Genomic DNA, 11836 nt, shown 5'->3' on the forward strand with positions numbered 1-11836 from the left:
CTGTAAAAATGACTATGAAACGATCCAGTGTTGCGCGATGCGATGTAATAAGCTTTTCCCTGTCCCAAACGATTCACCGTCAAAGCCGGGCGACCTGCGTAAAAGTCTGCCCCGTATTCAGCCAGTACCTCTGCACCTTCCGTATGAATGAGATCACACAATTCTACTGCTTCATACTCCTCCCGTAGATTTAGCTCATTGCCTTCAACCGGTATAATGTAGTTGCGATCATGGTCATGCAATCCATCAATCTCTTCCGACCAGATCCCCAGTGTTTTACGAAGCGGACCTGGAAAACCTCCGAGGAAGCACAAATCATGTTCATCGACAATGCCGGTCCAATAGGTCGCTACGAATATGCCCCCTTTTTCAACAAACTTCTGTATGCGCTCTCCTACGCCACTGCGGACCATATACAACATTGGAGCGACCAGAAGCTTATATTTGGAGAAATCTGCATCCATATCAATGACGTCTACCGACACTCCCTGCTCCCATAATGCCAAATAATGTGCTTCAGCCGTCTCCTCGTATTTCACACCTTTGTTTCGCGGTCCCTGTGAATCGTTGATTCCCCAACGGTTCTCCCAATCGAAGATAACAGCAGCCTCAGCCGGTACGGATGTACCAATCACCTCCTCCAGTTTCTCCAGCGCATGACCGACATCTTTCACATCCCCAAATACTCGCGTATGCTCATGACCGACATGATCGACGACCGCACCATGCAGTTTTTCACTCGAGCCGCGACTTTTCCGCCACTGAAAATATTGAACGGTGTCGGAGCCGTGTGCCACAGCCTGTAAAGACGATAGCAGATGCATACCCGGCCGCTTCAGCTTGCTAACATCTTGCCAATTGGTCAAGCTCGGCGTACTTTCCATGAGCATCCAAGGTTTCCCACCTTTAATAGAGCGAATAATGTCGTGCATCATAGCCACTCTTGCAGCCTGACGGCTGTCATCTCCTTCACGGTCATGCCATGTCGGATAACTATCCCATGATATAACATCGAGCAGATCAGCAAACTTCCAGTAATTCAATCCTTCAAAAAACTCCATTAAATTAGTTGTGACTGGAATGTCCGGATTTGCAGCCTTGAGCGGCACAATCTCATGTTTGATAAAATCAGCGGTCTGATCGGTTACAAACCGTCTCCAGTCCAAATTCATGGCATGAACCTGAGTTTCACCGTGAGGTGCCGGAGACTCCACTTGACTCCAATCCGTAACTGTATGACTCCAAAAGGTCGTCCACCATGCATGGTTAAGCTTGTCCAGCGTACCGTATTTGTCCTGCACCCAGGCGCGAAATGCCTCCTGACAATGATCGCAGTGACAGTCTCCACCAAATTCATTGGAAATGTGCCAGCCAATAACAGCAGGATGATTAGCGTAACGCTCAGCCAGCTTCGTATTCATGATACGTACTTTTTCCCGATAGACAGGCGACGTATAACAGTGGTTATGCCGAAAACCGTGCAAGTTACGGACACGATTAGCCCCTACTCGCAGCACCTCAGGATATTTTTGCGACATCCAGGCTGGTCTTGCTCCGCTAGGAGTAGCTAAAAACGCATAGATTCCGTTTTCAGCAAACGAGTCCAAAATACGATCCAGCCATTCAAACGTAAATACGCCTTCCTCAGGCTCCAATGAAACCCATGAAAAAATGCCGACAGACATTACGTTACATTTGGCTAATTTCATCAAGCGGATATCTTCCGCTAACACTTCTGGATATTGCTGCCATTGCTCCGGATTATAGTCCGCTCCATGCAGCATACGCGGAACTCGCTCACTAATGGGAGGATACTTGGTTATGTTTGAATACGTCATTGCAAATCATCTCCTTTGATCCGTTCTGTTACTCTTTGACGGAACCTAGTGTCATACCTTTAACAAAATACTTTTGTAAAAATGGATATACAATAAGAATAGGCGCTGCACCAATAAAAATTTGTGCTGCGTTAACCGTCGTTTGTGAAAGTAATTCCATCTCTTTGGGACTCATGCTCATCGAACTCATGTCTTTCTGTATAATTACAGTTTGCAGGAACGTTGCCAGCGGATAATCCTTTGCGTTGCTCAAATAGAGCAGCCCGTCAAACCATGAGTTCCAATGAAATACCATACTAAACAGCGCGATCGTCGCGATAGAAGGCATGGATATCGGTAAGAAAATACTAAACAATGTCCGGAAATGTCCTGCCCCGTCGATCAATGCAGCCTCTTCCATCTCTTTGGGGATACCTCTAAAAAAGTTCAGCATAAGAATGACCAAAAATGTATTGACCGCTCCTGGCAAAACAAGTACCCAGAAACTATCCATGAGATGGATCTTTTGAATTACCATATAAAACGGAACCAGTCCACCGTTAAAAATCATGCTGAATACGAATAGCCATGAATACACGTTTCGGCTGCGGAACACGGTCGTTTCCTTTGAAAGCGGATAAGCGGCTAAAAAGGTAATCAGCAGCGTCAAGCCGGTCCCGAGCACAGTCCGACAGACAGAAATCCAGATGGAATGTAAAAAAATCGGATTGTTCATCGTCTTCTTATAAGCTTCTAATGAGAACTGCACTGGCCACAGTCCAACCAAATTGGCATCTGCCGCGGATTTCGCACTAAATGATACTGCCAACACATGAATCAGCGGAACGATACACATGATGGACAAAATCACAAGCAGGCAAATATTCAATACATTAAAGATGCGATATGGCGTTGTTTTATGATACATGACTCTCCCTCTTTCAGCCTTGTGGAATCAGAATATGCGGTAACCTGCCCATTTGTAAGCAAGCCGATAAGATATCAGAATGAGAATCATACTGATTACGGATTTGAACAACCCAATGGCGGTAGCGAAGCCCATCTCCCCATTGATTAATGCTGTCCGGTAAACAAATGTGTCAATGATATCGCCTTTTTGGTATACCAGCGGATTATAAAGATTGAAAATCTGGTCAAAACCAGCATTCAGCACATTGCCAAGTGCAAGCGTTCCAACAACGACCACCATCGGAATCAATGAAGGTACTGTAATGTGTAGCGTCTGTCTCCACCGGCTTGCTCCATCCATTTCAGAAGCCTCATATAACGAAGGATTGATACCCGCCAGTGCAGCGAGAAATACGATCGTATTGTAGCCAAATTCCTTCCATATGTCCGATACAATGACGGTAAAACGAAACCAGTTATTATCTCCCAAAAAGAAGATAGGCTGAATCCCTATGCTTCCAAGAATGCGGTTCATAAATCCATCTGTAGCCAACAGATCAATCAGAATTCCGCCCAAGATCACCCATGACAGAAAGTGTGGCAAATATACCAATGTCTGAATGGAGCGCTGAAGTCCAACCTTGCGAATTTCATTCAGCAGTATAGCAAAAACAAACGGCACCAGCAGGTTGAAAAACATCTTTAATACCGCAATAATCAGCGTGTTCCAGACAACCTGAAGACTGTCCTCCCGTTGGAACAAAAAGCGGAAATTATCCAGTCCAACCCATTCGGAACCCGTTATGCCTAGCCAAGGCTTGTAATTTTGAAAGGCCATCACGATGCCGCCCATCGGAATGTAGCTAAATACAATTAAGAAAATGATGGCTGGCAGCAGCATGATATGAAATGGCCACGTACGTTGCAGACTTCTCATTGCAGTTCCTCCTGTAACTCTCATGGTATACCTCAATTATAAAAGCGTTTTCGCAGCCCCAACAGTTCAAAAAACCAACATACATGGCACAAAAGCAATCATTTTTATTTAAGCCAGTGAAGCTGAAGTAAAAAGGCTGTCCACCTTGGGACAGCCCTCCTAATTGGTGTTGCAACAGCAATGGTTTTACTTTTCGACGCTCTTATACCACTCGTTTACTTCCTTTGTAATTTGTTCGCCACCAGCGGCTTTCCACGTCTGTACAAAGGTATCAAAAGCGGAGATCGGCTGTTTGCCATAAATAATTTCATTGAAGGTTTGGCTCTCAATCTTATCCAGATAATCCTTTTTAGCCTTCATGGTTGGCGTGGTAGGTCCTGTAAACTGATCTTTCATAGAGATATCCTTCTGTTCCATAAGCACTTTGGCTGCAGCAGGAGTGTCTTTCCCGTAATTCACCATTACATCCTTTTCCAGTCTGGTTTTCGGTTCTGCGCCATTAGCCAAGCTTAACAAAGCCTTCATTTGGGCATCAGGTATACGCGCACCATCCCGAACCAGCAAATAACGAATAGAGTTCACATAACCGCCCGGTATTTTATCAATAGACACCAGCTTTCCATTGGCATCTAAATCATAATCGTAGCCCTTAAACAACCCATTTGACAAATCACCGTCCGGTTTGGCATTTGCATAATGGTCAAACAAGTAATTTTGATACGTGAAAAAAGCTTCAGGATGCTGCATCTGTTTATTGATGAGTACGACGCCATTGGTGTACTGTGTTCCATGGCGCATGGCTTTGTTGTCCGGTCCCGCTGGAATCTTGACCGGCTTCCATACAGCACTCGGCGCATTTTTAACTGTATCCTGAAGCGGCCAGCCGCTCATCCAATACGGCCCCGGAATCATACCGGCTGTCCCTGCAACTGTAGGTTCTGCCGTTTTATTTTCATCCCACAATGCTGCTTCCTGAGGAATATATCCTTTTTTGAGCCACTCACTCAGCTTTTGCAGACCCGGCTTCATGCCAGGCTGCACAGAGCCATATTCCAGGCTGCCGTTTGCACCTTTGTTCCACTGTTGGGGTAGTGTGCCGTAAGCCCCGAAAATCCAGGATGGGTCACCCATCCAAGTGTTCATGGATGTTTTGAACCCGATACTGAGCGGAATTACTTTGTCTGGAGCCAGTCCGTCCGGGTTTTTGTTTTTAAAGGCATCCATCACTTTTTCCAGATCATCCATCGTCTCAGGAGCCTTCATGCCCAGCTTATCTAACCAATCTTGCCGTACCCACAATACATAATCGTGGTTATAGGCGAAATCAAGCACAGGGATACCCATTTTTTTACCATCCCGGCTATACTGATTCCATACGTTCGTATCCTGGTTCATGGCCTGCTTCCAGGAATCCGAGGCATATTTATCAAACAATGGACCAACCTCAGCGAACATTCCGGAATCGATCATATCCTGGGCCAGCTGCTCATTCTCTGTTCCCAATACAACGACGTCAGGCATCTCCTGACCGGAGGACATCGCCAAACGCAGTTTGGTAGCAAATGCACCGTTTGTATCCGTAACAGACCACAGTGATTTTACATTAATCCCGAATTTCTCTTTTGCCCATTTTGTCGCAACGTTATTTTCGATGGATTCTCCATTTTTAAATTTTAAGGTGGGATCTACCCCCCATACCGTGGAAATGGTCACTTCAGGACTGTATTTTTCTTTGTATACGTTTTCAGTTTTAGCTGCGCTATCCGCATTTCCATCATTTCCTGTGCCTGAGCAGCCCACAAGGCCAACTCCCAATACCATCGTTGCGGCGAGTAACGACAATAGCTTTTTTTTCGAATGAACTCGCATCTTGTTCCCCCTCTAAAAATCATTTTCTACTCTTTTATTATAAGAGGGCTTTTCTTGGTAGCCTATGTCACAAAATAAATATTTCTGCACCTTTCCCAACTGATCTTTACTCCTTTCTCTTTACTGCTCCCGAAATTCATGCGGTGTCATTCCATAATGCTTTTTGAACATCTTACTGAAATATTGGGGATTCTGATAGCCGAGTTCAGTTGTTATTTCATATATTTTTTTGTTGGAATATTTGAGCAAATAAAGAGCCCGTTCCATTCTCATTCGAATAATATAATCTCCCAGACCTTCTCCAGTTTCAGCTTTATAGATTTTGGACAAATAGACTGGATGAAGGTAAACCTGATCGGCAATCGACTTAACAGACAGCTCCTGTCCTTTATCCTGGGCAATTAGCTCCTGCACCTGCTTGACTACAAAGCTTTTGGCGCTTTGCTCGCTTGCGGACCACTCGGCTTTAAGCTTATTCATCATGGAAAATATCCACTCTTTGAGATGAGGGAACGAATGGACTAATTTCTGTGCATGTAACGGATCGAAGCCTACCTGATCCATCTGTGTAATGAAACGTCCTTGTTTGTGCGCTATATACATAAAGGCGCTCGTCACCGAAATAAACAGTTCATATAAATGCTCGCGTGTAAATCCCGCCTCTTCGATTTTGCCAAATACACCGCTCAATTTCTCCTCAGCCTCTTCCCATTGTCTGGACTCTAGTAAATGAGTAAGCGTTGGGTGCATATAAAGTCCCTCCAGCGACTTCACTGAGCTGTGTGACTGTTCTGTCTGCTCTTCTATGAAGAGCAATGGATTCGTCTCCTCCTGTTGGTTCCAATATAAGGATCTGATCGCTGTCTGATATAGCTTAGGTAGCTCATCGGGAAAATTAAACCAATTGGTTAGGGTGACGTAAATTTCTCCTTTCAAGTAATTGCTTACATTTTTTCGAAAGGTTTCAATCGCCGCACGTAAAATATGATTCTGCTTGTCCACACTTCGTGCAGCGAACAAATCGCAATTCCCTTCTATTAATATGATTAGGCAATCATGTGGTGCCTTGCAATGCCAAACATAAAAATCAGGTGCGAACACTTCTTCCGCAATATTTCCAATCGCATACTCAATTAACGATACAGAGTGATAGTCCATATCAGAAAAATGCTTGCCTAGCTGAATAAGCAGCATACTGGCAGGATGCTCCGTGGTTAGCTTGATTTCGTACTCGGACATTTTGTCCTTTATTTTTTGTACAGTCAAATCACGCCCGAGTAGCAAATCATGCATCAAATGGGTTCGCAGTACACCGAAATCGTTTCTGCGACTATATTGCAATTGATGAACCTTGTCGAATGCTTCCCATTCTTCCTTTAGCGAATCCATGGCAGCTGACACACATTTGATAAACTCTTCATCATCCACCGGTTTTAAAATGTAATCAAAAGCCTTAAGCTGAAGCGCTTTTTTAGCGTATTCAAAATCGGCGTAGCCTGTCAGTAATAAACTGCGGATATGCGGCCAACGCTCGTTTACTTCAACAATCAGCTCTAATCCCGTCATGCCTGGCATACGTATATCGGTAACCAGAATATCAATATCGAACGCTTCCAGCACATCTATAGCTGCCAAGGCAGAAGCTACTTGATGTACCCTCTCAATTCCCAATGTCTCCCACGGTATGGTAGCCGTCAGGCTTTCCGTAACATAGCTCTCATCATCCACTAATAATATCTGAACCATCGGTATCCTCCAATTTAACTATATCTTGACTTGACGAAGAATGGATCAAGTCGTCTTGCTGACCCTCTTCCATTGACAGTGGCCATTTTAAAATCACTCTCAATCCTCCTAACGGAGACAACGAGAAATCCAGCCCAGCGCCTTCACCAAAATGTAATCGCATTCGTTGATGCACATTCCATAAGCCATAGCCGCTTTTTTCTTCTACAGGCTTCTCCAGTGCTAATATTAGGGACGTTATCCCCTCCTCGCTCAAACCGAGTCCGTTATCATCTACAATCAAGTACATGGATGAGCCAACACACTCCGTCTTAATACGGATAATTCCCTCCTCCGCCTGAGGTTCTATTCCGTGCAGCACCGCATTCTCCACCAAGGGCTGCAACACAAGCGGTGGAATCAGCAGACTATTGGCCTGTGAAGGAATATCTATAGTGAACGTTAATCGCGGCATACGCATCTGTTGAATTTTTAAATAATATTGCACAAACTCGACTTCATCCGATAAAGGAACCCGATCTCTTTCCTGTCTTGTCGTATAGCGATAATATTTGGACAAATTATGGGCCATGGCTACGACCGCCTCATGGTTGCGCAACTTTGCCATGCTCGTAATAAAGGAAAAACAATTATAAAAGAAATGAGGATTGATTTGAGACTGGAGCTGCTTTAGACGGGCTTCCTTCACATGCAGCTTCTCAACATAAACTTTCTCAAACAACTCCTGAATCTGTTCGACCATCAGGTTGAATTGACGTGACAGAAATGCAAATTCATGACTGCCCCTAGGGCTCAAACGAACAGCATAGTCTCCATCCTTTAATCTCCGAAATGCCCGCACAAGCTGGAGAATCGGAACTTGTACCTGTGAGTGGAGGAGATACGCACCAATGATCCCTACCAATAGCGAGCCAGCAACAGTTATATAAAACAGTCGGTTAGACGAGTAAATCGGAGACATCATATCGGACAAAGGCATGTAGTCAATCAAATACCAACCGGTCGTTTGCGAACGAACGGCGTGAACCAGGTAACTTTCGTCTCCCATTTTCACGGTTAGATTATCAACTTCATGCAGTCCCAATTTCTCAAGTTTTGTAATGAGCTGACCCGATAGTTCTTCATTTGCAGAGCGGTTATAAATCACGCCTACGCCTTTTTTATAATAAAAAGGCTCCTTTCGCCCATCGCCCTTAAAGCGGTCAAGCATATCCTGAATATTGCTGCTGTCGAATTCTACTTTAATAATCGTGTTAGCGGTTTCCGGATTAGCTAGAGAGGAAAACGGGGATAATGTATACAATGAAAATATAAACTGATCTTTCCCGTACACTCTTTTTTTAGATACCTGCCAGCCGTTTGTAATCGATTGGTTTAATGCCTTCTGGTCATAAAAACCAGCTCCATTCTCCGATACAACTCGTCCAAGCGAAGGGGAATATATACTCAAGCCTGTTCTCCAATTAGAAGAGCTTTCCTGCAGCCCAAGCTTGGTTTGAATCCGCTTGACAAGGTTAATTCCATCCAGGTTGAGAGTCTTGTCCTTCAAAAAGATCGCTTGAAAACTGGCTACATCGGGATCATGAATCAGCAAATGCGGCCAGGAGGAAATCATCTCAATATTCGTATTCACCTGGTTTTGAAAAAAGGTCAGCTGATTATAATTAGATTGATTCAGTTCTTCACGCAGTACGTCAGTCGTTGTCTGATTAGAGTAGATATACAAGATCAGCACAGGTATCAGCAACACGATCACAATGGACACGATCTTAGTATAAAAATTAAATTTAAACATAAATTTCACACATCCTTTGCACAAGAAACAGGCATACTTAAAAGGTATGCCAGAGCCCTAACCTTTGTTGCCGCCATTACATACTATACATTATTAAGGGTTGGCGGTGATAATATGTTTGATTCCAAGCAAATGGAATGGATAAATCAACTATCCGCTGAAGATCTGGCCATTCTAGCTGCCGGCTTCACTACATTAGGTGATTTTTTTGATTTTCTGGCGCTGATTAAAGCCAAGCAGGAACCACCTAAGGATAAAAAAAGTAAAAGTAGTAGATAAAACTACTTAACAACGAATTTTACACGAGTCCCATCCTCATACTGATCCAATTGGTGACTGACCCATGATCCTGCCCCACGATTATCTTTAGGAGCTATGTATTTGACATTTGCATCCTTACCCCCTTCTGAACACATAGCCATCGGCCATTCATCACGATCGAACCCTTTACGAGTGGGAACACCCGCAAGTGAATGCTTACGATTTTGCTCGGCTCCTTCACGGTCAATTGTGCATACTGGTGATTTTCCCGCCTGAATGGCTTCCTTAATATGCTGTGCCGTTTCAGGATAACGACCTGACGGAAATTGCAGCGTTACCTGAGCTGACGATGGCGGGTTCTCTCCTGTTATTTTCGTAAGAAGATTGTCTCCTTCCAACCAATACGCGCTCACAGCTAGAACCACTAACACTATAAAACTTAGCAACTTTTTCTTCAATTTACTCTTCCTTTCAAACTATTCCAGTAAATGACCTTCAGCTAAGGCCATCCCCAGACTTTATTTTTTGTAACCCCTTACTGACTATAAAAAAAGGTTGAATCTCCGACGACAAATAGTATAGAGAGGAGGTTGGACGAATGAACGATGAAATCAAACTGGCTGTAAGCCAAATGCAAGCTGTTGTAATCCGGTTACTGAATGGTAATACCGTAATTGGCTGGCCTAAGCTCCTATCTAATCAGGAAACTCAGCAATTTAAGCTCTACGATGACGAACACGTATATACGATTTCCGTTAATGACGTGGATACAGTCGCAAGAGTTATTGTATAGGATACAGGTAGTAACTTAATGAGTCATCCAGCGGACAAGCCCAAACAAGGCGCACCACAGGAGAAGACTGATCAGAATTCCCCAAAATAAACCTTTAAAAAGCTTCATACCATACTGACAACCTTTCCGACTGGACTTTTTCCTCATTATAGCATGTCAGAAAGATAGCTGTCGCAGCTTGCTCTTACATTGTCTTTGTACCATATATTTTAAATTTTGAAATCATGATACCAAGAAAAAAATTGCGAAATTCCGGAATCAGGCCTGATCACCAATGAAAATGCAATCATGACATAATAAAAGTCACAATTTAACCGAAATTTAATGAAATTTTTCCGAAAATGATGTATAATTATTGACATAATAAAACGCACGAGGTGATCATCATGGCATTATTAAATAGAGTGAAGGAATTAAAATTACAGCTCCCTAACGAGCATCATAGCATTTCACAATACGTGGAGCATGCATTGCATTCGATTGACAGTTTTGTAGAGCAACATCGTCAATTTGTAGCTGCTCAAGCTTTATATGGTGAAAAAATCAATGGTACGGAAGAAAGACTATTTCGCGATACAATCGCTGAGATTAAAGCTCAACTGGTAGCTACTTTGGAGAAAACAGTTGAAGATTTCGCGCACAAAGGCGATAAGCACTGGAAAAACCATTATCAGGACGGCGTAGAATAAACTGCAAATAACCCCCGGTCTTCGGACCGGGGGTTATTTGTTGGTATAGACCGAATATGGCTATATACGTAGACTATTTTAACACTTTGGCAGATGTCGTTACGTTCTTACCACCATAGGCTACTTTAATACTGGAGCTTCCGCTATCCAAGGCCTTTACCTGACCAGCTGTAACCTGTACGATCGACGGTTTGGAGGATGTCCATACCGCTGAATTGGTCACATTCGCAGTCGCGCCTGAATCATAAACTGCACTCACACTAAGCACTTGTGATGAGCCTTTAGGCAACTTCAGGTTTTTATTGCTCAATACCAGCTTGAGCAGCTTAGGTGTAACCTTAATCTCCACGTTAAAGGACTTATCCTGGTACGTGCCCGTAATGGTTGCTGTTCCAATTCCAACAGCTTTAATGGAAGACCCTTTTACGACCACTACAGAAGCATTCGATGTTGTCCATTTCACTTTACTGCTCAGCGTAACTTTTTTGCCATCCGTATAATTACCGACGACTTTGATGGACTTACTTCCCTTCAAATTCATTTCAGCACTCGAAAAGCTCGGTGTCAGTGTAGAAATGGCTCCCTCCACAATGACAGGCACCTTCACGTATTTATTCATATACACCGCTTTAATTCCCGAGTTGCCGCCACTCACCGCTTTTATTTTTCCATTTCCTACTGTAACTGCAGCTGTTGTAGCTACCCAGCTTACCTGGTTCGTAACATCCACTGTTCCGCCACCAGCCATTTGTGCCTTTACGGTCGGAATACTCGTTTCTTGGCCTGCAACCAATACATATTTTTTCTCAGAAGCCGTCAGCTTGAGAACTTTATATTGTACGGTCACTGGAATGTCCAGTTTGAGCGCACCTACTGTCGCTGTCAATGTTGCACTACCTGGGTTGACTGCCACCAGCTTACCATTTGCAATCTTGACTGCACTTTCACTGCTTAAGCTCCATTTCACATCAGATTGAACTGCTTTTTTAGCCCCATTGACCAAATAAGCAGATATACTCG

At 43.7% G+C, this 11836-nt stretch carries 10 protein-coding genes and 1 pseudogene; 3 read left to right on the top strand and 8 right to left on the bottom strand.

Going from position 1 to position 11836, the window contains the following annotated elements; translation table 11 throughout:
• The 6 genes from AC5V8P_RS17500 to AC5V8P_RS17525 all read right to left on the bottom strand — a co-directional run.
• Positions 1-1838: beta-galactosidase (locus tag AC5V8P_RS17500; RefSeq protein WP_495473744.1), on the bottom strand; the 1838-nt coding region annotated here is incomplete at its 3' end.
• A 28-nt stretch (positions 1839-1866) separates the two neighbouring features.
• The gene (locus AC5V8P_RS17505; protein WP_064796274.1) at positions 1867-2745 is read right to left on the bottom strand and encodes a carbohydrate ABC transporter permease; all 879 of its coding nucleotides are present in this window, start codon (positions 2743-2745) and stop codon (positions 1867-1869) included.
• Between the two features lie 27 nt (positions 2746-2772).
• Positions 2773-3663 carry an ABC transporter permease gene (locus tag AC5V8P_RS17510; protein ID WP_016822416.1) on the bottom strand — a complete coding sequence of 297 codons (891 nt, stop codon included), beginning with the start codon at positions 3661-3663 and terminating at the stop codon, positions 2773-2775.
• A 186-nt stretch (positions 3664-3849) separates the two neighbouring features.
• Complete coding sequence (locus AC5V8P_RS17515; RefSeq protein WP_064796273.1) at positions 3850-5532, bottom strand: type 2 periplasmic-binding domain-containing protein; 1683 nt, start codon at positions 5530-5532, stop codon at positions 3850-3852.
• A 120-nt stretch (positions 5533-5652) separates the two neighbouring features.
• The gene (locus AC5V8P_RS17520; protein ID WP_064796272.1) at positions 5653-7278 is read right to left on the bottom strand and encodes a response regulator transcription factor; all 1626 of its coding nucleotides are present in this window, start codon (positions 7276-7278) and stop codon (positions 5653-5655) included.
• A complete protein-coding gene (locus AC5V8P_RS17525) occupies positions 7253-9073 on the bottom strand; it encodes a sensor histidine kinase (RefSeq protein WP_064796271.1) in 1821 nt (606 codons plus the stop codon). Before AC5V8P_RS17525 ends, AC5V8P_RS17520 begins: the two co-directional genes overlap by 26 nt.
• 114 nt (positions 9074-9187) lie before the next feature.
• Between AC5V8P_RS17525 and AC5V8P_RS17530 the strand changes: the two genes are divergently transcribed.
• Positions 9188-9352, top strand: coding sequence for a hypothetical protein (locus AC5V8P_RS17530; protein ID WP_167669714.1), 165 nt, complete (start codon positions 9188-9190; stop codon positions 9350-9352).
• A 2-nt stretch (positions 9353-9354) separates the two neighbouring features.
• On the opposite strand, the gene AC5V8P_RS17535 is transcribed toward AC5V8P_RS17530, so the two are convergent.
• The gene (locus tag AC5V8P_RS17535) at positions 9355-9792 is read right to left on the bottom strand and encodes a NucA/NucB deoxyribonuclease domain-containing protein (RefSeq protein ID WP_063213683.1); all 438 of its coding nucleotides are present in this window, start codon (positions 9790-9792) and stop codon (positions 9355-9357) included.
• A gap of 140 nt (positions 9793-9932) precedes the next feature.
• Here AC5V8P_RS17535 and AC5V8P_RS17540 point away from each other — a divergent pair, with 140 nt between their 5' ends.
• Together AC5V8P_RS17540 and AC5V8P_RS17545 are read left to right on the top strand one after the other, a co-directional pair.
• Entirely contained in the window at positions 9933-10127 is a 195-nt protein-coding gene (locus tag AC5V8P_RS17540; protein ID WP_063213684.1) for a hypothetical protein, read from the top strand.
• A 386-nt stretch (positions 10128-10513) separates the two neighbouring features.
• Positions 10514-10816 (top strand): hypothetical protein, encoded by a 303-nt coding sequence (locus tag AC5V8P_RS17545; RefSeq protein WP_013371923.1) that lies wholly within the window; start codon positions 10514-10516, stop codon positions 10814-10816.
• 73 nt (positions 10817-10889) lie between these two features.
• Here AC5V8P_RS17545 and AC5V8P_RS17550 read toward each other — a convergent pair.
• Positions 10890-11836: pseudogene (locus AC5V8P_RS17550) on the bottom strand (tenascin); the annotation flags it as partial.

Source organism: Paenibacillus sp. N119s (genome assembly GCF_059447605.1).